21 protein-coding genes are annotated in these 24,618 nt (G+C 37.2%); 16 read left to right on the forward strand and 5 right to left on the reverse strand.

All coding sequences use genetic code 11. The features are described 5' to 3' along the window. Positions 1 to 377: 377 nt before the first annotated feature. Positions 378 to 1,553 carry a sensor histidine kinase gene (locus SAY88_RS20665; RefSeq protein ID WP_332634036.1) on the forward strand — a complete coding sequence of 392 codons (1,176 nt, stop codon included), beginning with the start codon at positions 378 to 380 and terminating at the stop codon, positions 1,551 to 1,553. 91 nt (positions 1,554 to 1,644) lie between these two features. Here SAY88_RS20665 and SAY88_RS20670 read toward each other — a convergent pair whose 3' ends face one another. After that, positions 1,645 to 2,385 carry an aspartate/glutamate racemase family protein gene (locus SAY88_RS20670; protein ID WP_332634037.1) on the reverse strand — a complete coding sequence of 247 codons (741 nt, stop codon included), beginning with the start codon at positions 2,383 to 2,385 and terminating at the stop codon, positions 1,645 to 1,647. A 104-nt stretch (positions 2,386 to 2,489) separates the two neighbouring features. Next, a complete protein-coding gene (locus SAY88_RS20675; RefSeq protein ID WP_250098651.1) occupies positions 2,490 to 2,576 on the reverse strand; it encodes a YjcZ family sporulation protein in 87 nt (28 codons plus the stop codon). A gap of 216 nt (positions 2,577 to 2,792) precedes the next feature. On the opposite strand from SAY88_RS20675, the gene SAY88_RS20680 reads away from it, so the two are divergent. The 5 genes from SAY88_RS20680 to SAY88_RS20700 all read left to right on the forward strand — a co-directional run bounded on the left by SAY88_RS20680 (position 2,793) and on the right by SAY88_RS20700 (position 9,162). Beyond that, positions 2,793 to 3,293: a GNAT family N-acetyltransferase gene (locus SAY88_RS20680; protein ID WP_332634038.1), complete on the forward strand. Its 501-nt coding sequence runs from the start codon at positions 2,793 to 2,795 to the stop codon at positions 3,291 to 3,293. Positions 3,294 to 3,431: 138 nt separating this feature from the next. Further along, positions 3,432 to 5,165, forward strand: coding sequence for an ABC transporter ATP-binding protein (locus SAY88_RS20685; protein ID WP_332634039.1), 1,734 nt, complete (start codon positions 3,432 to 3,434; stop codon positions 5,163 to 5,165). Positions 5,166 to 5,525: 360 nt separating this feature from the next. Then, positions 5,526 to 6,731 carry an endo-1,4-beta-xylanase gene (locus SAY88_RS20690; protein ID WP_332634040.1) on the forward strand — a complete coding sequence of 402 codons (1,206 nt, stop codon included), beginning with the start codon at positions 5,526 to 5,528 and terminating at the stop codon, positions 6,729 to 6,731. Between the two features lie 406 nt (positions 6,732 to 7,137). Then, entirely contained in the window at positions 7,138 to 7,806 is a 669-nt protein-coding gene (locus SAY88_RS20695) for a response regulator transcription factor (protein WP_332634041.1), read from the forward strand. Further along, positions 7,807 to 9,162 carry a sensor histidine kinase gene (locus tag SAY88_RS20700; RefSeq protein ID WP_332634042.1) on the forward strand — a complete coding sequence of 452 codons (1,356 nt, stop codon included), beginning with the start codon at positions 7,807 to 7,809 and terminating at the stop codon, positions 9,160 to 9,162. Positions 9,163 to 9,232: 70 nt separating this feature from the next. Here SAY88_RS20700 and SAY88_RS20705 read toward each other — a convergent pair whose 3' ends face one another. Beyond that, complete coding sequence (locus SAY88_RS20705; RefSeq protein ID WP_332634043.1) at positions 9,233 to 9,415, reverse strand: hypothetical protein; 183 nt, start codon at positions 9,413 to 9,415, stop codon at positions 9,233 to 9,235. Between the two features lie 206 nt (positions 9,416 to 9,621). Here SAY88_RS20705 and SAY88_RS20710 point away from each other — a divergent pair, with 206 nt between their 5' ends. Further along, a complete protein-coding gene (locus SAY88_RS20710) occupies positions 9,622 to 11,037 on the forward strand; it encodes a Na+/H+ antiporter NhaC family protein (RefSeq protein WP_332634044.1) in 1,416 nt (471 codons plus the stop codon). A 30-nt stretch (positions 11,038 to 11,067) separates the two neighbouring features. Here SAY88_RS20710 and SAY88_RS20715 read toward each other — a convergent pair whose 3' ends face one another. Both SAY88_RS20715 and SAY88_RS20720 read right to left on the reverse strand, forming a co-directional pair. After that, positions 11,068 to 11,967, reverse strand: coding sequence for a DMT family transporter (locus SAY88_RS20715; protein WP_332634045.1), 900 nt, complete (start codon positions 11,965 to 11,967; stop codon positions 11,068 to 11,070). Positions 11,968 to 12,270: 303 nt separating this feature from the next. Then, positions 12,271 to 12,423, reverse strand: coding sequence for a hypothetical protein (locus tag SAY88_RS20720; RefSeq protein WP_332634046.1), 153 nt, complete (start codon positions 12,421 to 12,423; stop codon positions 12,271 to 12,273). Between the two features lie 511 nt (positions 12,424 to 12,934). Between SAY88_RS20720 and SAY88_RS20725 the strand changes: the two genes are divergently transcribed. From SAY88_RS20725 to SAY88_RS20765, 9 genes are all read left to right on the forward strand, one after another. Continuing rightward, positions 12,935 to 13,756, forward strand: coding sequence for a pyruvate, water dikinase regulatory protein (locus tag SAY88_RS20725; protein WP_332634047.1), 822 nt, complete (start codon positions 12,935 to 12,937; stop codon positions 13,754 to 13,756). Next, on the forward strand, positions 13,749 to 16,424 hold the full coding sequence (gene ppdK / locus SAY88_RS20730) for a pyruvate, phosphate dikinase (RefSeq protein ID WP_332634048.1): 2,676 nt from the start codon (positions 13,749 to 13,751) through the stop codon (positions 16,422 to 16,424). The genes SAY88_RS20725 and ppdK overlap by 8 nt, the downstream gene beginning before the upstream one ends. 107 nt (positions 16,425 to 16,531) lie before the next feature. Then, a complete protein-coding gene (locus SAY88_RS20735) occupies positions 16,532 to 16,741 on the forward strand; it encodes a methionine aminopeptidase (protein WP_332634049.1) in 210 nt (69 codons plus the stop codon). A gap of 282 nt (positions 16,742 to 17,023) precedes the next feature. Beyond that, positions 17,024 to 18,028: a sugar-binding protein gene (locus tag SAY88_RS20740; protein WP_332634050.1), complete on the forward strand. Its 1,005-nt coding sequence runs from the start codon at positions 17,024 to 17,026 to the stop codon at positions 18,026 to 18,028. A gap of 2 nt (positions 18,029 to 18,030) precedes the next feature. After that, entirely contained in the window at positions 18,031 to 19,482 is a 1,452-nt protein-coding gene (locus SAY88_RS20745; protein ID WP_332634051.1) for a sensor histidine kinase, read from the forward strand. After that, positions 19,475 to 21,055: a response regulator transcription factor gene (locus tag SAY88_RS20750; protein WP_332634052.1), complete on the forward strand. Its 1,581-nt coding sequence runs from the start codon at positions 19,475 to 19,477 to the stop codon at positions 21,053 to 21,055. The genes SAY88_RS20745 and SAY88_RS20750 overlap by 8 nt, the downstream gene beginning before the upstream one ends. A 170-nt stretch (positions 21,056 to 21,225) precedes the next feature. Continuing rightward, entirely contained in the window at positions 21,226 to 22,524 is a 1,299-nt protein-coding gene (locus tag SAY88_RS20755) for an ABC transporter substrate-binding protein (protein WP_332634053.1), read from the forward strand. Positions 22,525 to 22,595: 71 nt separating this feature from the next. Next, positions 22,596 to 23,591, forward strand: a complete 996-nt coding sequence (locus SAY88_RS20760) for a carbohydrate ABC transporter permease (RefSeq protein WP_332634054.1) — start codon at positions 22,596 to 22,598, stop codon at positions 23,589 to 23,591. Beyond that, the gene (locus SAY88_RS20765; RefSeq protein ID WP_332634055.1) at positions 23,591 to 24,412 is read left to right on the forward strand and encodes a carbohydrate ABC transporter permease; all 822 of its coding nucleotides are present in this window, start codon (positions 23,591 to 23,593) and stop codon (positions 24,410 to 24,412) included. Before SAY88_RS20760 ends, SAY88_RS20765 begins: the two co-directional genes overlap by 1 nt. Positions 24,413 to 24,618: the final 206 nt, after the last annotated feature.

Raw genomic sequence — 24,618 nt, forward strand, 5'->3', positions numbered from 1 at the left:
CTAATTGTAAATATTTTTCCAAATGGATGGAACCACCTTTGATTGGGTATTTACTTTTTTGGCTCTAAACAGGAAGAACTTTAAAACTGAAAATTCAGTCAGTATATATGCAACACTAGTGTTCAAAAATATATAAAAAAGAAAATAACTGGTATGTGCTGGAAAATTCAAGGGATAAATGCCTTGAAGATGCTTGCCGAATCTAAAGATAAATAGATTTTATATTTTACACATAGTGTCATAGGGTCATGCCTTATCCGGGTATTTTTAATATAAAAGGTAAAATTTCTAAAATAGAAAATATGATAAGGTGTAAGTAGAGGGATAACGTTTAACCCTTATTCTACAATCAAGTCATATGTAATACAGGTGAAATTATGGAAGGAAAACTAAAAAAAGCATCATTACAAACAAAGATCTTAGGGATAGTAGTATGTTTAATTTTAACAATAATTATCGCGTTAGTTGGACAATTTCTTTATCTTAATACTCAACGAGTGTATGAAAGTACAGCTGCAATTAGTCTCCAAACAGCGAAAACGGTATCCTATATGCCTTCGGTTAAAGAGGTGATGGGCTCTGTTTATCCTCCATTGAAGTTACAACCACTTACTGAAACGATACGAAATCAGGCAGATGCCAAGTTTGTTATTATAACTGATCGTGAGGGTAAGATTTTAACTCATCCTGACCGAAAGAAAATTGATAAATTCATACCTATTGATGATAGTTATAAGGCTGTTGTTTTTGGAGGATATTACACAATTAAATCCAAAGAATTAGTGGGACCAGCTTTAGTAGGTAAAGCACCAATTTTCAATGAGATTGGTCAGGTTATTGGAGTTGTAAATGTAGGGTATTTATTAGAGGATATCTATTTAGACATATTAAAAGAGGTTAAACCCGTTGTTCTTTTTGCAATAGTGATTGTAATTATGGGCGTTATTGTAAGTATCTTATTAGCAAGGAGTATTCGGAATGATACAATGGGATTAGAGCCACGACAAATCGCATCATTATATCGAGATAGAAATGCAACATTATCTTCAATTAATGAAGGGATCGTTTCTGTCGATTATCAAGGATACATTACACTTATGAATACGGCGGCAAAACGTATTCTTGACATACAAGATAATCTAATTAATGAACCTTTAAAAAGTGTAATTCCCAATATAGATGTCGAAAAAGTTCTTAAAAATAATAAGGGTATTGTGAACAAAGAATTATTCTTGGAAGATAAGGTTATTATATTAAATATTTCTCCAATTGTAGAAGAAAAAAAAGTATTTGGTGCAGTTGCTACCTTTAGAGATAAAACAGAAATTCAAGAGATGGTTAATACTCTATCAGAGGTTAGGGAATATTCTGAGGATCTTCGTGCACAGGCACATGAATTCACAAATAAACTCTACGCCATTTCTAGCTTACTCCAGTTGGGATATCAGGCGGATGCAATAAAAATGATTCAGTTAGAAATCGAGGATAATGAGAATAGCAGCCGTATTGTTTTCCACCAAATTGAAGATCCAAAGGTACAGGCTTCTTGTTAGGGAAAATTGGGAAAGCTTCAGAAAAAAAGATTCAATTTAACATTGATGAAAATAGTTCTCTAGGGATGCTTCCTGAACATATTGATACTGTTCAATTATCAATTATTATTGGTAACTTAATAGATAATGCCTTTGAAGAAGTAATAAAGAAGGAAGTTAAAAAAGTAACCTTCTTCACAGTAGATCTTGGTGACGATATTATTATTGAGACATAAGGCGGCAGGAAACTACATTCAAGTAAAATCGCCTTCACATTGTCATCTTGTTTTACTAGATGCTTAGCAGCCTGAACTACTTCTTGTTCAACTTTAGTGGAATCTAAAGTCCCGCTCTCCCCAAGACAAGAGTGATAAAAATGATGGTACGTTTCTAGCCCAGTAATTAAGAGTCGGTTTGGATTAATCCCTATTTTATGTAGTAAGCTCGTATCAAGCAAAGTAGAATCAGCTGTTATAATTCCAACTTTCTCTTCCTGATTTAGCATGTGAAGCATAAATGGAAGTTGCAGCAAACTTGAAAGAAAGGTGGGAACATTTAACGCTTGACGCAATTCGTTTTGATACATAAGTAAGAATCCACAATCTCCAGTGATCGCTTTTGCGCCATCTGAAATAAGTTCTTTGCTTTTTGAAATGATTTCAGGAAGAACATCTGAATCCCGGGCAACCATCTTTTTAGTCGTAATCCCTTTTAATGTCTGGTAAAGAACAGGATAGGTATATGAAGTAGCGTTGCCAACATCACCGGGAATCATTGGAACGAAACTATCAAGCATTAAGATTCCGATCGTGTGCCCATAAAAAACTTGTCCTTTGTTCGCTTGATATTTCATCGAACCTTGACCTCCTTTTATTTGCGATCAGCATAGTATGACCAGCTTGTTTATACATTATGAATAAAGGGGGAACCCAAAGGTCTACCCCCTTCTATAATTATTTAAAATGTGTATGCAGATCCTACAACGATCAGCAGGATAAATAATACAACAATTAAAGTAAAGCTATTTCCAGTAACGTGACTCATGAAGAATTCCTCCTTTTTGAGTGACTACACCCTTACCCTATGTTTGAATGAATGAAATGGGTGGGCGCCTGCCTGGAATATTTGAATTTTGGGCTAATAGTTGTTTGTTAGAATAAGACCATTATGCTGCCCCCTAGTATTTGCTATTAGAGGGCGTTTTTATGTGAAATGATCTTATATGGTGATATATTGAGTACATAATAAGGAGTTGATTTAATGAAAATACGTAATGCTCTTTCAGATGAAGTACAGTATATTCGAACACAGCGAATCGAGGCATATAGTGAACATGCAAAAGCCGTATCAGAGGAACACTGGCAGGCTCTTAAACAAGCAATCTCTTCAGATGCAGATGAGCAATCTGGTGTAGAATTCATTGTTGCCGAAATAGAAGGCGGTATTGTAGGAAGTGTTGCACTCTTTCCTCCTAAATCAGATGCCTACGAGGGCTTGGTTGATGAATTAGATTACTCTGAAATTCGACTTCTTGCTGTTACGAAAGAAGCGCGAGGAAAAGGGGTAGCACATGCCTTGCTTACAGAATGCATTGAACGAACGAAAGCAAAAGGCTATGATGCAATTGGACTACATACTGCAGACTTTATGGAAGGTGCTATCAAGTTATATGGCCGAATGGGGTTTGAACGATTGCCTGAGCATGATTTTGAGCCTGCGAATGATGGAGTGATTGTGAAGGCGTTTCGATTGGGGATATAATGAGGAAAAGGTCAATGAAGCCTTTTGGCTACATTGGCCTTTTTTTGTCGATTTTCTGGTTGTGCTAGTAAAGGTGTAGTTACGGCGAGTAAGTGTGATATACGGCAAGTATAAGTATTGTAAGAAGGAGATTAACCTATGAACGAAAAAAAGAGCGGCCTTAAGCCATTCCTATCCCTTGTTTTATCAACGAATATTCCAAAGTCTGGATTGATAATTGGCTTAATAGCGAGTATTATCACAACGCTAGCCGGCTTGGTCGTTCCGCTTTTAACAAGGGAATTAGTTGATGGATTTTCTGTAGAAGCATTAAGTATTTCAATCATGTTCGCGATCGGACTAGCCTTCCTTGTCCAAGCTATTTTGAATGGTTTATCAATATATTTGCTTAGTGCAGTCGGTCAAAAGGTGGTAGCGAGATTACGTGAAATAATTTGGGTGAAGATGTTACGTTTGCCTGTAACATATTTTGATAATCACTCGAGTGGTGAGTCTGTTAGCCGGGTCGTCAATGATACAAGTATTATTAGGCAGTTAATCTCAGGTCACTTTCCTCAATTTGTAACCGGAATTATTTCGATTATAGGTGCTGTAACCATACTTACAATTATGGATTGGAAAATGACATTACTCATGTTGACTTCGGTTCCATTCACGATTGCTATTTTGATTCCTTTAGGCAGGAGAATGGCCAGGATTTCACGTGGATTACAAGATGAAACAGCAGTATTTTCTGGAAACATTCAACAGACATTAAGTGAAATTCGCTTAATGAAAGCTTCAAATGCAGAGCGTGTCGAGGAGAAGAATGGATTTGCCGGAATCGATCAATTATACAAGTATGGTTTAAAGGAAGCACGAATCTTTGCTGTTATTGCACCGCTCATGTACGTTGTTGTAATGGCTGTCATTGTGATGATTATTGGGTACGGTGGAATCCGTGTTGCAAATGGGACGATGACAACGGGTTCACTCGTTGCCTTCTTGCTTTACTTATTCCAAATCATCATGCCACTTACATCTTTTGCGAGGTTTTTTACAGAGCTTCAGAAAGCAAAAGGAGCAACCGAGCGAATCATCGATATACTTGAACTTGAATCAGAAGAAGAAAATGATGGGAAAGAAATAGATATAAAAAATGAGTCTATCTATGTTTCAGACGTGACTTTTTCTTATGATAAGAATGAGCCAATATTGAGAGGCGTATCATTTGATGCTGCACCTGGTGAGATGATCGCTTTTGCAGGTCCTAGTGGTGGCGGAAAAACGACGATGTTTGGTTTGGTAGAGCGATTTTATGAGCCTGCTTCTGGAGTGATACGGATTGGAAACGTACCAATTAAGGAAATCTCGCTATTTTCATGGCGGAATCAAATTGGTTACGTTTCTCAAGAAAGTGCAATGATGGCAGGGACTATACGTGAAAATCTATGTTACGGTTTAGAAAATAAAGAAAAAATTACAGATGAACAATTGTGGGACGTAGCCAAAATGGCTTATGCTGATCAATTTATCCAATCTTTCCCTGAGGGGCTAGATACAAAAGTAGGGGAACGAGGTGTGAAGCTATCCGGAGGTCAACGGCAACGCATTGCTATTGCTCGTGCCTTTTTAAGAAACCCTAAAATTCTTATGATGGATGAAGCGACGGCAAGTCTAGATAGCCAGTCAGAAAGTGTTGTTCAACAAGCTTTTACACGTCTCATGGAAGGGAGAACCACGTTTGTCATTGCCCATCGCTTATCTACAATTGTGGATGCAGATAAAATTGTTTTTATTGAAAATGGAGAGGTTACAGGGATTGGTACACATGATGAATTAATTAAATCACATGTGTTATATAGAGAGTTTGCAGAGCAGCAGCTAGCTTAGTCTACAGCAACAAGGTTAATTTGAATAGGTGTCTCGCCTAGTACTTTTTTGGTGACTAGGATGAGGCGCTTTTTTATGTTGGGAGCCTTTAGTTGAGAGAAGTTGTAATTTAAACTACCAAAATAGGTTAAATATACCACTACTAATCTATCATTTATAAAAAACTTAGTTAGTTCACTAGATAAACTAAGTTAGACTTGCTATAATGAGTTCGAGTTAGAAAGCTTGCAGAACGAGATTAATTCAATAATGTAAACCCTTACTTATTTACTGTCTGCAGGCGTCCATTTTGTAAAAAAGGAGGTTAGTGAGCTACTTTTGCATTTTAAAAATTTAAATCTATGAAAAGGAGATTTTAACATGCTTAAAGTTCTTAAAAAACCAATCATTGCAGGGTTAGCTTTATCACTTGTGTTAACAGGCGGAATTGGAAGTGTCGCTGCTCAAGGAAATGGACATAGCGGGGTATTTGGAGAAAATCAGAAGGGAAATGGTAATGTGCAACCACATGCCTGGCAAGTTGCTTCTTTAGCTGACAGGTATGAGAGCGCTTTCGATATTGGTGCAGCGGTTGAGCCGTATCAATTAAACGGAAGGCAGGGAAAAATCCTAAAGCATCATTACAATAGTATTGTTGCAGAAAATGCAATGAAGCCGGTTTCCCTTCAGCCAGAGGAAGGAAAGTGGGACTGGGAAGGGGCCGATAAAATTGTTGAATTTGCCCGCAAAAATGATATGAACTTACGTTTTCATACACTCGTCTGGCATAGTCAAGTACCAGATTGGTTCTTCCTAGATGAAGATGGAAATCCGATGGTAGATGAAACAGATGAAGAAAAGAGAGAAGCGAATAAAGATCTCTTATTAGAGCGAATGGAAACACATATTAAAACAGTTGTAGAACGTTACAAGGATGATGTGGATTCTTGGGATGTTGTAAATGAAGTAATTGCTGATGGAAACACTCAGAATGAAAGAGGACTTCGTGAATCGGCTTGGTATCAAATTACGGGCGATGAATACATAAGGGTTGCCTTTGAAACTGCTAGAAAATATGCAGGCGAAGACGCGAAGCTTTATATTAATGATTATAATACCGAAATTACTCCAAAAAGGGATAGACTTTATAATCTAGTTAAAGAATTAGTAGAAGATGGGGTACCAATTGACGGGGTTGGACATCAGGCGCATATTCAAATTGGCTGGCCTTCCATTCAACAAATTGAGGATTCATTTAATTTGTTTACGAGCTTAGGTTTAGACAACCAAGTAACAGAACTGGATGTTAGTCTTTACGGCTACCCACCAGTAGGTGCTTATAAAACATATGATGCGATACCTGAGTCTGCTTTTGAACTTCAAGCAGACCGCTACGATCAGTTATTTGAACTTTATGAAAAATTAAATGCTGACATCAGCAGTGTCACATTCTGGGGAATTGCTGATAACCATACATGGTTAGATGACCGTGCTCAAGACGCTAATGATGGAGTGGGCATCGATGCACCGTTTCTATTTGACGAAAACTACAGAGTAAAACCTGCTTTCTGGAAGGTTATTGATTAATAGTGTTTTAGAAGAACATATTTTAAAAAACAGCTTCGCTTAGGCGGAGTTGTTTTTTTGCATTTGTTCCTGTAATCATATTAAAATGTGTGAGGTTAGTGGGACTCTGCTAGATAGTTGGAAGAACATTGAAGTAGACTTGCTCCTTTGTGGTTTCATAGCAGAGGTTCTAATTGTTCCAATGTGAAAATTCATACTCAGTTCATAAAAGCTTGTTAAACTATATACAACAATAGTAAACCTAGGATTTCTTCAAGCTTTACAACCCAATATGAATAGCAGAACGAATAGCGAAAGAAAGGTAACAGGAAAATAGGAAAAGAGACAGAAATTGCAAGCACTTTTATTGCTGTAAGGTTTAGGCTTACGTCTTTCTTTCAAATTATTTAATCGGAGTTGAGATCAAATGAATAAGATTCTCGTAGTTGATGACGATTCACATATTCGAAAATTAATAAGAGTATACCTTGAAAATAGTCAATTTAGTGTACTTGAAGCATCAGATGGAAAAGAAGCCCTAGAGTTGCTAGCACATGAACAGGTCGACTTAGCTATTGTTGATGTAATGATGCCTCACATTGATGGGATTGAATTAACGACGGATATTCGCTCATTTTTAAACATCCCGATATTAATGGTAACAGCAAAAGGGGAATCGCAGGATAAGGTGAAGGGGTTTAATGCTGGTACGGATGATTATTTAGTAAAGCCCTTTGATCCGGTAGAATTAATCTTAAGAATAAAGGCCCTTTTAAAACGATATCATGTCACGATAGATAAGGTAGTGACTATTGGTGAAACAACGATCGATTTAGAAAAACATTTGATTCAATGTAATGATTCATCCGTATACTTAAAGAAAAAGGAATGTGAATTACTTTATATGCTAGCTAACTCACCTGGAAAGATTTTTACCCGTACACAATTGATTGAAAAAATATGGGGATTTGATTATGAAGGTGATGAAAGGACGGTTGATGTACATATTAAACGATTACGAGAACAATTGGTTCCTTTTAAGGATATAACGATCACAACCATCCGGGGGTTAGGGTATCGGTTGGAGGAGATTTAAGTGCTTAGAAAAAGTCTTTATGTGAGGATCGTAGCAACCTTTATCGGGGTAGTAATCATTAGTATATCAACTTCATACTTCATTACTGCTTTCTTTTTTCTTGAGAGGGAAGTTGTAAATATTACATCGCGTGTAGCGGAAATAATTGAATTAGCCGATCCAGAAAAGTTGCCCGAAATGGCAGAAACATTAGAATCTTATCATTTCGACATTATGATTATGGACGAAGAGGGTGTTCCTTTACTGGAACAGCATACGCCGTTTGTTATTTCCGATGAAGATATTGCGAGTGTGTTTCAGTCAGATGGACAAGTGCCCATGACTCTCTCTCATAGAAGAGGCGATGTTACAAAGGGAGCCGGATTCCAAGTAGAAATCATGAATGAACCATATGCCTTGTTTGTTTATATAAATTCAGAAGAAGAGATGAAGGGTATTAGAGGGATTATCAATATTTCTCTCATTTTGGTACTGCTTGTAGGCAGCTTGCTAATTTTTTTAGCTTCTCGTCATCTGGTTAACCCTATTAAAATGCTTACACATGCTGCAAAAGAGATGGCAAAAGGTAATTTCTCTGTACGTATAAAAAGCAAAAACAAAGATGAGATTGGTGAACTAATTACTAGCTTTAATCATATGGCAACAGAGGTCGAGAAGATTGATCAAATGCGTGATGATTTTGTTAGTAGTGTATCGCATGAAATTCAGTCTCCGCTCACATCAATTAGAGGCTTTACGAAAGCAATTAGAGATGAAGTGATACCAACACAGAATCAAAAAGAATACTTGGATATTATCTATCACGAGACCGACCGGCTTTCTAGGCTAAGTGAAAATTTATTAAGACTTGCATCTCTAGATTCAGAGCATCATCCTTATCGTCCAGAGCGGTACCGGTTAGATGAACAAATTAGAAGAACGGTGTTAGCAACAGAACCACAATGGAAAATAAGAGAGTTACAAATTCACTTAGAATTAGAGCCGATTGAAGTGATGGCAGATCAAGATTTATTGGAACAAGTTTGGTTAAATCTCATCACAAATGCAATCAAATATTCTTCTCAAAAAGGGGCCATTCATATTGAGTTAAAAAGAGGGGATAAAGGTGTTTCAGTGAGCGTCAAAGATTATGGTAAAGGAATCACAAAAGAAGCAATTCCTTATTTATTTGATCGATTTTATAAAGTTGACAAAGCCAGAGGAAGTTCAATTGATGGCAATGGCCTTGGTTTATCTATTGTGAAAAAAATCTTAGGGATCCATAATTACTCAATTGACGTCCTAAGTGAAGAGGGAGTCGGTTCAACCTTCGTCGTTACAATACCAAATAAAGATGGAACAGAAGCAGTTGACTAACGAGGGAGGATTGATATGAAAGTGACAGCCTTACTTCACTTGGAGGGCTGTCACTTTCTGTAATTTTAGACTAAACCCCGGTTCGTTTTCGTTGATTGTTTTGTTTTTTGGTTTGTTGACTCTTCATTTGTTTAGTTGATTGGTATGGATTGTTTGAAGGTCTATTGGTATTCGTTTGCTTCTTTTTGTTTTCAAGTTGTTGTTTAATGGCATCTTGCAGGCTGATTTTCTTTCTTGGTTTTTCGATAGACATGAACAGGATCCTCTCGCTTGTGATTTGTTATTAGTATGTACAGTATACAGGAATTTTTGTAGGAGCGTGCAACTTTCAATTTAAAAGAGCTGACGTACATTGTAAAAACTTCAACATGAATAATCCAGCTTTTAGTATAAATTCCAAACTCCATCACATTCTAAAACAGTAAAAACTTTAGAATTAATTTAAGATAGGTGATAGAGATGGAATTAAGCTGGCTTTCGATCGTCCCGTTTTTAGTGGTAATTCCCGTAGCTATTTATACAAAGCAAGTACTTCCAGCTCTTTTTTTAGGCTTGCTAGTGGGATCCTATATTTTGGATCCATCGATTCTCGGTGGTATACAAACAATGTTCGTTTATGTAGTTCAGGCATTAATTGATACGAATAATATCAAAATTGTTGTCTTTTTATATGCCTTTTCAGGATTGGTTGGCATGATTAAAATGACAGGTGGGATTAGGGGATTTGTTGAGAAGGCAGCAGAAAAAATTCAAACGAGAAAACAAGCACTTATTTTAACGTATGTATCTACAATTGGAACGTTTGCGGCTCCAACCTTTCGATTTGTTACAATTGCTCCAATAATGAGAGCTCTTTTGAAAAAAGTAAAAATGACAACAGCTGAACTTGGCTTTGTCATTGAAACGACAGCAACACCGATAATTGTGTTAATTCCTGTTGCAACGGCTTTTGTCGGTTATATGGTGTCGATCATTCAAATAGCGACCGAAAATCAAGGATTAGAGTTAGACCCTTACTCGTTGTTCATTCAAAGCATTCCGTTTAATTTCTTTTCAATCGTTACCATTTTATTAGGTGTGTACTTAAGTTTTTTTCATCATTCAAAAAAGAAATCAACAGCTCCTATGCAAATTAATGAAAAGACGGTAGAAGAGGAAGATGATTGGCATGACTGTCATCCTGGGGTCTCAAAAGAGCTACCGATTAAACCGATGAATTTGCTACTGCCATTGATTTTGGTCATTAGTTTGACGTTATTTTTAACGTGGTGGGATGGTCACGTCCAAGGATTTGGATTTTTTGAGGCTTTTATTGAAGCGGATGTCTTAGATGCAATGGTTGTCGCTCTTCTGATCACGGTCTTGCTATCAATTGGCTTTTACTTGGTTCAACGTTTTAAACTAAGTGAGCTGATTGATGGATTTATCGCAGGTGGAAACGAATTAATGTCAGTCATCTTGTTGTTATCAATTGTGTGGGGACTCTCATCTATTACAGATGACTTAGGGTTCTCAGCGTTTGTTACAGCCCATTCAGGATGGATTCCGCAAATGTTTATTGCGCCGCTTATCTTTGTGTTTGGAGCAGCGGTTTCGTATTTTATTGGTTCGGCGTGGGGGACATGGGGGATTTTGATGCCTCTGGGAATATCGCTAGCATTAGTTGGTGATGTTTCGCTGCCATTAGTTATTGGAGCTGTGTTTGCTAGCGGTGCGTTTGGAGCGTTTGCGTCACCATTAAGTGATGATACAAATACAATCGCGAAGATTTTGGGCCTTTCTGTAATAGAATATGCAAAATATAAATTGAAACCTGCGTTGATTGCAGCAGGAATTACGACGGGGCTGTATATTATGGTTACTTTTATATTGTAAGATACAAGGCAAGGAGCTTTTGCACCTTGCCTAAGAGGCTTTCTCATAAGAGATTTCACGTTTTCTCCCTAATCCATTCACTATCAATACACCTAGCAGTGCAATTGCGCCTCCAATAAGTGAAAGAGTTGTCGGTAATTCCTTAAGCCAGACCCAAGCAACGAGAACAGCAACTGCTGGTTCAAGATACATCATGCTCGTCACAGAGCTTGCATTCCCTAAAGAAAGAGCAATGGCCCAAGTAACATAAGCTATCGCAGCTGGAAAAATTCCAACATAGAGAGCAGATAAATTCGCTTCTAATGTCGCGTTTTGAATGGACGTAAACAGCCCGGGAGAAAAAATGAAAAATGGAATCGTACCCGCCCAAGTAAAGTAAGCTGTTAATTCAATAGGGTTATAGCGCTCTAGGAGTTTTTTTTGAAAAACGAAAAATATCGATGTTGCGATAGCTGCCATCAACACTAAGAAAGCTCCTGTAGAGATTGTCAGAGATGGACCTGCAGAACCTAATGTAATGAGAAGAATCCCAAAAAAACCAACCCCTAACCCAATCCATCCGAATGAACTTAAACTCTCCTTTAATACAAGAATTGCTATGATCGCTGTGAAGATAGGTGCTGAGCCAATGAGCATTCCTGCTTCACCTGCAGTAATGGTCATTTCACCAAAAGTAACCCCAATATGATAAACACTTATTCCTATAAAGCCGAGGATAAGAATCCTTATGATGTCTTCTTTGCGAGGTAACCGAAACTTACTCCCAGGCCATAGGGCATAAAGGATAAATAAGCTAGAAGCAATCAAGTAGCGAACCAATACTAAGTGACCAGGCTCGTAACCTCCATGTAAACTAGCACGAATCGCAGCAAAAGTAGAGCCCCAAATAATAATAGTAATAAGAGCCATGGAAAAAGCTTTTGTGTTCATATTCTAATACTCCTTTGTTTTGAATGGTTGTCTATGTAAGTAGAGAAACTCATAATACCATCTAATTTCTATTGTGATTGTTTCAATGCTTTCCATTATAATTAATTTTTATAGAAATCTTCAACCAGTTGAGCAGTTTTTTGCTTATAAAATAGAAAGAAAAAGGTTCTTGTCCCATTGAGATACAAGGCAGTGAGAGAACCTTTTTCTAGGAGCTTTTTCAATTGGGATTTGTCAAAATACTTTATCTTTTTTCTCTCCTTTCAGATAGTACTTCATTTTAGAAGAATCATTCTATATTAATTAATGAATAATTTGGTTATTAAAATAATCTTCGTTTCTTACGATTTCAAGTAAACGTCTTCTACCTTCTTCTGTCAAATATACACTTTTGTCATTTAAGAGCTTTTTTGCTAATTCTACTGTGATTTTTGGCTCAACTTTCTTTTCAGCCATTTTATTTTCCTCCTTTCTATGTGTTTCATAAATAGCTTATTCAAGTTTAGTAGAGTTGAACTGGACAAGTATAATGAATATGGTGCGGATTATAAAAATGTGCTTGTCCCCAGGTTGACCACCAAACGGACATAAGAAAAAAAGCGATAAATTATGCAGGTTGCTAACTATCTTGGCAAGCTTTTTTTTGTTATAGCTTAAAAAATAAACAATTTAAAGAAATTTCTGACTCTTAATTGCGTTAAATGGAAAAAAGGGGTTGTAACGAAACATGATCAATGGTAATATACTATTTAATTTAGTGTATGGCACATTTGTGTTATTTCCTTAAATAGTATGTCACATATAAGTTTGAATACTAGTAGACTATCAACCTGATATAGTCCATAAAAACAAGTTTTGTAGGGGCCTGATAGTCAAACAATGTGGTACATAGTAGGTGCCATCATGAAATGACCAAGACAATTTCATGAAAGACGCTGTTAAACGAAAAAGGTAAAGGGGAATCGATGTGAAAGAAAAGGAAGTTGTCTATGTCGTTTCTGACTCAGTTGGTGAAACGGCTGAGTTGATGGTGAAAGCCGTCGCATCCCAATTTAATGGGGGAGAAGTTGAGATTGAGCATGTTTCCTATGTGGAGGAAATAAAAGATCTCGAGCATGTCATTATTGTTTCTAAATGCACCAACTCGATCATCGCCTATACACTTGTTATTCCTACTTTGAAAGAATACTTAGATAAAAGGGCGGAAGAGGAAGGAATTTTAGCGATTGATCTGATGAGTCCACTTATGGAAGCCTTTTCTCAAAAGTTCAATAAGCTCCCGAAACGTCAGCCAAGGTTGATAAGGAAGTTGGATGCCAACTATTTCCGGAGGGTGGAAGCTGTTGAGTTCGCTGTCAAGTATGATGATGGGCAAGATGTACGAGGAATTCAACGTGCAGATATTGTACTAATTGGAGTTTCTCGAACTTCAAAGACTCCATTGTCTATGTATTTGGCACATAAGCGTTTCAAAGTAGCGAATGTTCCACTAGTACCAGAAGTGTGTCCACCCGATGAGCTTTTTAAAGTTTCAAAGAATAAATGTGTCGGCCTGGTTATTACACCAGATAAGTTAAATGAAATTCGCAAACAACGATTGAAGAACTTAGGTCTGTCGGTAGCGAAATATGCCGATTTAGACCGGATCCTAGAAGAGCTAGAATACGCTGAAAAAATAATGAAACGTATTGGATGTCCCATTATTAATGTCTCAGACAAAGCTGTTGAAGAGACGGCCGATTTATTATTAGCCATGTTGAAAAAGAGAGGGGTAGGAAATCGTGAATAAATTTGTTTATATGTTTGATCAAGGAAGCGGCGATAAAAAGGAACTTTTAGGTGGAAAGGGAGCAAACTTAGCAGAGATGACTCGCATTGGGTTGCCTGTTCCTTATGGATTCACCATTTCGACAGAGGCTTGTAATGCATATTATGATGCAGGAAAATCAATTTCTGATGCAATGGAGCGGCAAGTATTAGAAGCACTAACTAATCTTGAAGAAAAAACAGGGAAGAAACTAGGAGATCCAAAGAATCCATTGCTAGTTTCTGTTCGTTCAGGTGCGGTTCATTCAATGCCAGGAATGATGGACACGGTTTTAAATCTTGGAATGAACGATGAAACGGTTGAAGGAATGGCAAAGCTTACGAACAACCCAAGGTTTGCGTATGACTCTTACCGCAGATTTATCCAAATGTTTAGTGATGTTGTCTTAAAAGTGGATGGCTTTTATTTCGAGCAATTACTTGAAGAAATAAGGGAAGAAAAAGGATACGAAACCGATCCTGAAATGTCAGCTGATGATTGGAAAGAAGTGATTCAAGGCTACAAAAAACTTGTGAAGAATCATACAAAAAGTTCATTCCCAGAAGATCCTAAAGAGCAATTGTTCCTTTCTATTAGTGCAGTATTTGATTCTTGGAATAATCAACGGGCAATTGTATACCGTCGTCTTCAAAAAATTCCTGGCCATCTTGGAACCGCTGTCAATATTCAAAGTATGGTGTTCGGAAACATGGGTGATGATTCTGGTACCGGTGTAGCGTTTACACGGAATCCTTCTACAGGGGAGGCGAAGCTTTATGGTGAATACTTAATCAATGCTCAGGGAGAGGATGTAGTTGCCGGAATTCGTACACCACAGCCAATCGTTACTCTCAAGCAGGAAATGCCAGATGTGTACCAGCAATTTGTGGATATGTGCAACCTTCTTGAACAGCACTATCAAGACATGCAAGACATTGAATTCACCGTTGAACGTGGTAAACTATTCATTCTGCAAACAAGAATTGGTAAAAGAACCGCTCAAGCCGCTATTAAAATAGCAGTTGATTTAGTAGAAGAAAAGATTATAAGCAAAAAAGAAGCCATTTTGCGGGTTGATCCAGATCAATTGAATCAGCTGCTTCACAGTCGTATTGATGATTCTTATGTGCGGAATCCACTAGCGAAAGGTCTTCCTGCTTCACCTGGGGCTGCTACAGGTCAAGTCGTGTTTGATGCGGATGACGCTGAACGTTTAGGAAAAGAAGAGAAAAAGGTGATCTTAATTTGTCCAGAAACAACACCTGATGATATCCATGGAATTGTCGCAGCACAAGCTACTGTGACGAGTCGCGGTGGGATGACGAGCCACGCAGCAGTAGTAGCAAGAGGAATGGGAAAAGCTTGTATTTGTGGCTCTGAATCTGTCAAGATTGACTTAAAAGGAAAGCAGTTTAAAGTAGGAGAAACGATTGTGAGACAAGGGGATGTGATCACGATCGACGGATCTACAGGTGAAATTTTCTTAGGGGAAATTCCAATGATTGCTCCGCAGCTATCAGAAGAGTTTCAATTACTATTAACGTGGGCAGATCAAGAGAGAAAATTAGGGGTCAGAGCAAACGCGGATAATCCAGAGGACGCACAAAAAGCGGTTGAATTTGGGGCAGGCGGAATCGGATTATGCCGGACGGAGCATATGTTTATGGATGCAAATCGCATTCCAATCGTTCAAGAAATGATACTTGCTGAAACTTACGAACAGCGTGAAGTTGCTTTAAGTAAGCTGTTACCAATGCAACAAGAGGATTTTGAAGGAATCTTTGAGGCAATGGAGGGTCGCCCTGTTACGATTCGTTTGTTAGATCCTCCTCTTCATGAATTCTTACCAGATAAAGAGGAGCTGCTCGTTGAAGTAACAAAACTACAAATGACCAAACCTGATTCGGAAGAGTTGAGAGAGAAGGAATATCTCCTGCGAAAAGTGCGCCAATTAGATGAGTTTAATCCAATGTTAGGTCATCGTGGATGCCGACTTGGAATGACATATCCCGAAATCTACCTCATGCAGGCAAAAGCCATTTTCTATGCCATTGCAAAAGGAATGGATAAAGGCATCGATGTAAAGCCGGAAATCATGATTCCATTAGTCGGCCATGTAAATGAGTTAAAGGAAATGCGTCAGTTGGTCATCAATGCTGGTGTACAAGTAGAAGAAGAAACTGGAAAGACATTTGATTATTTAGTAGGGACTATGATTGAAGTTCCACGCGCCGCATTAACAGCCGATCACATTGCTGAAGAAGCAGACTTTTTCTCATTTGGAACCAATGATTTAACGCAATCAACATTTGGATACAGTCGTGATGATGCAGAAGGAAAATTCCTTCAATCATACATTGAAAACAAAGTTTTACCAGAAAATCCATTTGCATCTCTTGATCAAGAAGGTGTAGGAAAGCTAGTAGAAACTGGTGTGAAGCTTGGTCGAGGGACGAAGCCAGGATTAAAGACAGGAATTTGTGGAGAACACGGAGGAGAGAAACATTCCATAGAATTCTGCCATTCAGTAGGGTTAGATTATGTTAGTTGCTCACCATATCGTGTACCACTTGCCCGCCTTGCTGCTGCTCAAGCTACAATTAAGCATGAGTTAAAACAGTCAGTGAGTGAACTACAAGCTCAGAAATAAGTTGTGGGAAAGCTGCTCTTTTGGCAGCTTTTTCTTTTTGTGGAAGGAGAAGTGCCCCATGAATAACCCCTCATCTTTTTGGGAAACTACTTTCGAGGTGAGAAATAATGGGAATAATGAATATTTTTGGTGATTGGATTGATAAAAGAAATGAACGCAGAATTGAACTCTTTAAGTCACAAGGGGTCTGCCCTGAATGCCAGGGAAAAGGCTTTAACTTACTAGGAACGGAAGTGTACATGGTTAATTCCTCTTATTATCATTGTGCTGGATGCAATGGTAGTGGATCTTACTTTGATTGGAAACAAACATATTAAAAGTTATTTATTTAAAAATGCGGAGTATGACCGCATTTTTTTATGTGTTCCATAATTAGAATGAACTTCTCATGCGCTCACTTTATTAGGGACTTTTCTATATAGAACTAATCAAATCGTTTAGTATTAGGACAATATGCTCATAAAGTAATTCGGATGTAGGATATCTCAAAATAAGGATATATAATATGCTTTCCTAGTGTGATACTAAGGTAGCATATACTTCTTATCAAAAAATAAGTAAAATGTTGGTAAGATTTTCTAAAGAAGGGGGATGCCTGTTTGCAACGAAGAATGAGTGTATCATTATTTATCATCGGTTTTGTAACGTTACTATCATTAGGAATATTTATAAGTAGTTCATTTTTGAAAACGCTTAATATAAATGAGAAGTTAACCCAACTTGTTGCAAAAGAACTACCTACCTATCATTTTGTTTTAATAGGAGAAGAGGCAGATAATGACTACTGGCGTCTAGTTGAAAAAGGGGCTAAAGAAGCAGAGAACTATTTTGACGTCCATGTTGAGTACAAAGGACCCAAACGATCGAACATAAAAGAGCATTTAAAGCTTATAGACATGGCAGTCGCGTCTAAAGTAGATGGAATCATTACACAAGCTTTAACTGAAGAAGAGTTTGTACCTGCCATTAATCGAGCTATTGAAAGTGGCATTCCAGTGGTAACAATTGATACCGATGCTCCAAGTAGTGATAGGGTTGCGTATATAGGGACGGATAATTATTATTCAGGTTTACTTGCTGGAAAAGCGTTAATTGAGGATACAGAAGGAGAGGTCTCAGTCGGGATTATTACAGGGAATTTCAATTCCGAACATCAACAGTTAAGAGTACAAGGGTTTAAGGATATGATTAAGGACATTGAAAGAATAAAAGTGGTAGCAGTCGAGGAATCAAATATTTCTAGATTGGAAGCCGAGCAAAAAGCTTATCAATTATTACGAACATATGAAGAAATAAATGCGTTTTATGGAACTAGTGCTTTAGATGGAATCGGGATTGTTGCAGCAAAGAACAAAGTAAATGTGAATGATCTATACATTATTGCTTTCGATACACTTGATGAAACGATAAAGTTGTTGGAAGGGAATGAAATTCATGCCGTTGTTGTACAGAAGCCTTTTGAAATGGGCTTTAAAAGTGTTGAAGTGTTGATGGAAAGCTTCATTTATCAACCTAAGTCTATTGTTAACCATACTGAAACCAAGATTATTCGTAAAGCGGATCTACCCGACCTAGAAACAGAGATGCACTTAATTAGGGAGTGAAAATGATTAAAATTAGAACAAAACTATTAATTTATTTTGCTACTTTACTACTTATCATGGTAGCGGTCTCTTTAATGTTGTACCAAAATAATAAAAATGCTGTAAGTGAGTATGATGACAACTTTAGGCGCTTTTTGCTTTTAAATGAAATTACTCAAACAACGAATGCGATTTATGATAAATTAACGCTTTATATTATTGAGGATTCTCCAGAGTTATTAAAAGAATATACCAAGAATAGAGAAAGTTTGATCCAGTTACAGAAGCAACTTGAGGATCTGAAGCCATATTCTAACAACATCATACAAATTAAAAATTATGAAAATATGATCTCAAGTCTATTAGAACAATCGGATCTGACTGTGTTAAGCTTTGAGTCAGGAGATATAGACCTTTATTATGATAATTTATTTGAGACAGAACTGATTTCCACGTTCATTCATGAAACAACTTTAATGTTAATTAATGAAGAGTTAACAGATTATCATCAGTTTTACGAAAGTATGGTTGAGAAGCAGCGAATAACCAACTATATGGGGATCGCTATTATATTTGCAAGTTTTATCATCAGTACGTTGTTTGCAGTTTGGTTCTCAACAGGTATTACGAGATCAATCTCAACGTTAAATACAGCTGCACATGAAATTTCGAAGGGGAATTTTGAAGGCAAAGATGTTCAAGTATCCTCAAAAGACGAACTATGGTTCCTTTCAAAAACGTTCAATGAAATGAAAAGAAATGTTCGTCAGTTAGTTGATGAAATTCAAGAAAATTCAAGGCTTAATCAAGCTTTGAAAGAAATGGAACTGAAGAGCTTACAGAATCAGATTAATCCGCATTTTCTTTTTAATACGCTGAATGCAATCTTGAAAACTTCCTATATAGAAGGTGCAGAACGGACGGGCCAGTTAATAAGTTCTATTTCTACTTTGCTACGATATAATCTTGGAAACTTAAATAAAACAATGCTGCTCAATGAGGAAGTAGAAATAGTAAAAGAATACTTTTATATTCAAAAGTCTAGATTTGGAGACAGAATTTCCTTTGAAATAAATCATGAAAATATAGATTTATCTATACCAATCCCTTGTTTAACTTTGCAGCCGATTGTAGAAAATGCTTTTGTTCATGGGATTGAAGAACTAGAGGAAGGTGCAAAAATTTCGTTGGAAATTTATCAACAAGAGGATCACTTGATTGTAGATATTTGTGATAACGGAGTAGGGATGGACGAAAGGACACGATTAAGCCTTTTAAAAAATGAACATAAAAAAATGGGAACTCATCAAAAAGGGGAAGGGCATTCAACGGGTATTGGAATGCAAAATGTAAGAAGGCGTCTAGAGATCTTTTATCAGAAAGTAGATGTAATGGATATTATCTCAAGTCCTGGAGAAGGGACGATTATACGATTAAAGCTACCAATACATTTCAAGGAGGCAAAAGATGATTAAGATATTAATCGTGGATGATGAAGTAATTGAGCGTGAGGGATTAACCTTTATTATTCGGTCAGAACGAACAAATCTTGAAATTGTTGGTGAAGCAGGAAATGGAAGAAAAGCAATTGAGCTTGCGAATAACTTAAAGCCCGATATTATTTTTATGGATATTAAGATGCCTGGAATAGACGGTGTAGAAGCTGTGAAAAGGATTCATGAAGAACATCCTGAAATTAAATTCATTATGGTTTCAGCTTTTAATACGTTCGACTATGCACAGCAAGTGATGCGGTATGGCGTTAAGGAATATTTATTAAAGCCAAGTAAAAAGAACGATATATTAGAAGCAATTGATCGGACGGTGGAAGAGATTGAAGAAGGAAGACAGGAAGACGAGCAAATATTAGAGTTATCAACCCGTTTAGAACGTATATCATCTTTTGTTCAAACGGAATCAATTGTTTATTTATTAATGGATCATATCCAAGATACAAATATAAGCGAATGGAGCAAGTGGCTTAATATAGATGGAAAAGAAGGATTTGCTCTGGTTTTTTCTTTCGATAGCGGTCCGGTTGAAGCTAGTCGATCACTTAAATTAACTTGGTATCACCAACTTAAAGAGATTCTTCAAAATGAAGTGGATAATTGCCTAGTAGGTCCAATGATTGGTCTACATATCCCTGTCTTTATATTAATAGATACAAAGATGGGACAAAGTGACGGGAGGAATGAGTTAGACCGATATATCTTAAAAATCATCCATAACTTTAAAAATCAGCAACATGATTGCCGGCTTATTGCTGGAGCTGGGTCGTATGTTGCTAAATTGGAGCAATTTTCAAGATCTTATGAAGAAGCCCTTGTAGCATTAGAATTTGTCTATAGCACGGATACAGCTAATTATTTAATTTATCATGAGAGCCTAAAGAAGAAAAGAGAACAATTAATTCCAATTGAGCAAGAAAAGAAGCTATTAGAGTCAATAAAAAATGGCGATATAGACGGTTCTTTACGATTATTTGATCAGTATTTTTATACGATTGTAGAAGCATCACATCACAATTTGAAAAATGTTAAATCAAGTTTAAGAGATTTGTTTATTGTTGTTTCGAGAATGTTGAAGGAAATAGGGATTAATATGCCTTTTCAGCATGAATTTATATCGCTTAACACTCTTACACAAGTTAAAGAATACGCAAAATCACAATTGGTTTCGTTAATACATGAGATAAGAGAGTGGCGGCAAAATGATGCTAAGGGCTTATTACTTCGGGCAAAAGAATATATCGAACGCAATTATCACAAAGGAGTCACGCTTGATGAAACGGCAGATTTTATTGGATTAAGCCCTTATTACTTTAGCAAATTATTTAAAGAGCGTTATGATATGACGTTTATTGATTATGTAACGCAGCTAAGGATCAAAAAAGCCAAAGAACTGTTAAATATTGAAAGTTTAAGTTTAAAAGAGATTGCTGTAACGATTGGGTATAAAGATCCTAATTACTTTAGTCGCGTATATAAAAAAACAACTGGCGAAAGTCCTAGCGAATATCGGGCTAAGCACTTTAAGGTCATATAAAAGTTACAATAACACCTCAAACTAAGGTTATAGTTGGGGTGTTTTTTCTTTGAAAAAGCAAAATAGTGAAGAAGATGACAAAAGATTACAGATGAAAGCGGTTTCTATCGCGGAGGGGTATGATAAATTTTTAGTGTGAGTTAGAAAATTGAGAAAAAGGGGAGATAACGATGAAAAAGAAGTGGCTAGCAGCTTCAGCATTAGCACTGTCTCTTTTTACAGTGACTGCTTGTGGTTCTGATGAAAGTTCTTCTGAAACCTCATCAGAACAAGGAGGAGATGCAACGGAACCTTCTGCAGAACAGGAAGTTGTGGAAATTTTTAGTTGGTGGACAGGAGCAGGGGAAGAAGATGGGTTACTTGCATTAATTGATTTATTTGAAGAGAAGCACCCAACAATTAAAGTAGAAAATGCAGCAGTAGCTGGAGGGGCAGGTACAAATGCCAAAGCAGTATTGACGAGCCGTATTCAAGGAAATGATCCCCCTGGCACATTCCAAGTTCATGGTGGTGCAGAGCTTAATGATTCTTGGGTAGCAGCAGGGCAAATGGAGCCTCTTAATGATCTATATGAACAAGAAGGATGGATGGATAAGTTTCCACAAGATTTAATCGATTTAGTGAGTGAAGATGGAAACATTTATTCAGTACCTGTCAATATTCACCGTTCAAATGTTCTTTGGTATAACACAGCCATTTTTGAAGAGCATGGACTAGAAGTACCAACGACATTCGACGAGTTCTTTACGGTTGCAGAAGAACTACAATCAAATGGTGTAACACCACTTGCACTTGGAGACCGTGAACCTTGGACAGCAACCCATTTACTAGAAACAGTGTTATTAGGGGTCTTAGGAGCAGATCAATATAGTGCATTATGGACTGGGGACTTAGCGTTTGATGACCCTTCTGTGGTAGAGGCAATTGAAACTTTTGGGAGAATGCTTGATTACGTAAATGAAGACCACAGTTCTCGTAACTGGCAAGATGCATCACAGTTAGTTGCTAATGGTGAAGCTGCTATGAATGTTATGGGTGACTGGGCTAAAGGATATTTTGTAAATGACTTAAATCTAACTGTAAAAGAAGACTTTGGATGGGTTGCAACACCAGAAACGGAAGGAACTTTCCTAGTTATTACAGATACCTTTGGATTGCCAAAGGGAGTTAGCAATCCAGATGCTGTTAAAGAGTTTTTAGCTGTCTTGGGCTCTGTTGAAGGTCAGGATGCATTCAACCCTCTTAAAGGTTCAATTCCTGCGCGAGTGGACGCTGATCTTTCCAATTATGACGAGTATGGTCAAGAGACAATTGATGATTTTAACAATGGAGAGTTAGCAGCTAGTTTAGCACACGGTTCATCTGCTGCTGAGGGAGTTGTCACTCAAATTAACCAAGCAATTAACATTTTTGTGACACAAAGAAATGTAGAGCAATTTGTTGATTCATTAAAAATGGCAGCTCAGTAAACATCAAAAATATGAAGAAAAGAGGATGAGATACTCTTCCTCTTTTCTTTATAAGTAAAGGGGTAAGTCATATGGAACCAATGAAAGAGTATGATGCAACTAAGCAAAGTATCGTACCCAATACTAGTGTAAAACCAATCCCACAACCGAAAAGAAAAAAGAAATTAAATATTGATCAAATTTATGCTTTATTGTTTATCTCGCCTTCTATCATTCTAATAGCAATCTTTGTCTATGGCTTTATCGGATGGACTGGATATGTATCATTTAGTAATTGGAATTCATTAGTTCCAGATTTATCGTTTGCAGGGGTAAAAAACTATGCTTTTCTTTTTCAAGATTTTCGCTTCCAAGCTGATTTAAGAAATACGGTCTTCTTCACAGTTCTCTTCATCGGAGCTGTAATCTTAATTGGGCAAACGTTAGCGATCTTATTAGATCAAAAGTTAAAACAGGAATCTTTATTTAGAAATATATTTTTCTTTCCAATGGCTTTATCTTTCGTTGTCACTGGTGTTGTTTGGCAATGGTTGTTACACCCATCTACAGGAATTAATCTCTTTTTGGAAAAGTTTGGATTAGACTCGCGATGGTATACGGATACAACAATCATTCCTGCCATTAATATTGGGAAAATCGAATTTGGTCTCCCAGTTGCTACGATAGCTGTAGTCATTGCAGCAGTTTGGCAAATGTCTGGTTTCTCCATTGCAATGTACTTAGCAGGGCTAAGAGCGATACCTGACGAAGTTCGAGAAGCCGCCAGGATGGACGGAGCTACGGAATTTCAAATTTACCGAAAGATTATTATACCTTTATTAACACCAATTACAATGAGCGTCATTATCATCATGGCTCATATTTCTTTGAAGATTTTTGACTTAATTTATGCGATGACAGGACCAGGAGCCAACTTTGTAACAGATGTACCAGGTGTGTACATGTTTGAGACTACATTCCGAGCTAACTACTATGGCAATGGTGCCGCAATTGCCATCATCATGCTTGTCTCAGTAGCTATTTTCATCGTTCCATATTTGATCTCAAGTAGAAAGGGTGTATCGTAATGGTCGCTAAATCTTTCTATCGCCCTATGATATATATTATTCTCATTGCATTAAGTTTGTTCTTTTTAATGCCTGTTTACGTCATGTTCATTACAAGCATAAAGCCAATTGAAGAAGTGACACTAGAGCAAATGTGGGCGTTGCCAAGTTCGATTGATTGGAGCAGTTATTCTCATGCTTTTTCACGTCTTTCTCCTAATCTAATAAATACATTTTATTTAGTGATACCTGCAACGATTTTATCTGCACTTTTTGGTTCAATGAATGGGTATGTGTTATCAAAGTGGAAGTTCAAAGGCTCAGATTGGGTGTTTACAGCTATTTTATTTGGAATGTTTATTCCTTATCAAAGTATCTTAATTCCTCTCATTCAGTTTTTAAGAGAAGTAGGGTTGTATAATACGATTCCTGGACTTATTTTTGTTCATGTTGTCTATGGGTTACCTATAACAACACTGATGTTCCGAAATTTCTATGCTAGTATCCCTGATGAGATGCTTGAATCAGGTAGAGTAGATGGGGCGGGATTCTTCCGACTATACCGACATATTGTCTTTCCTCTATCAATTACAGGTTTTGTCGTTGTGGGAATTTGGCAATTTACAAATATATGGAATGAATTTCTTTTTGCAGTATCGATAACGACAACAAGCCAACAACCAGTCATGGTTGCCTTACAAAATCTATCTGGCAGTCAGATCGTACAATGGAATGTACAGATGGCCGGTGCATTATTGGCGGCATTACCAACACTATTGGTTTATATTATTTTAGGTAAATTTTTTGTTAGAGGTTTACTTGCTGGTTCTGTAAAAGGGTAAGAGTTGACGAACTCCGATGAGGGCACTGAAAAAGGGTGATTTTCCCTTTTTCAGTGCCCTCTAAGCAACGAGCGGAACCGTTGCTGTTTTTTGAAAGTCCGCTATGAGGGGTTTCTCATAGCAAGCGCGCAACGTTTCGGAGCCACTGCTACTTCATTGAGTGACGATCCCGGGCTGTAATAGTGACTTCAAATGTCAATCGGGGT

The organism is Halalkalibacter flavus (assembly GCF_036663575.1).
Classification (GTDB): Bacteria; Bacillota; Bacilli; order Bacillales; family Bacillaceae_D; genus Halalkalibacter; species Halalkalibacter flavus.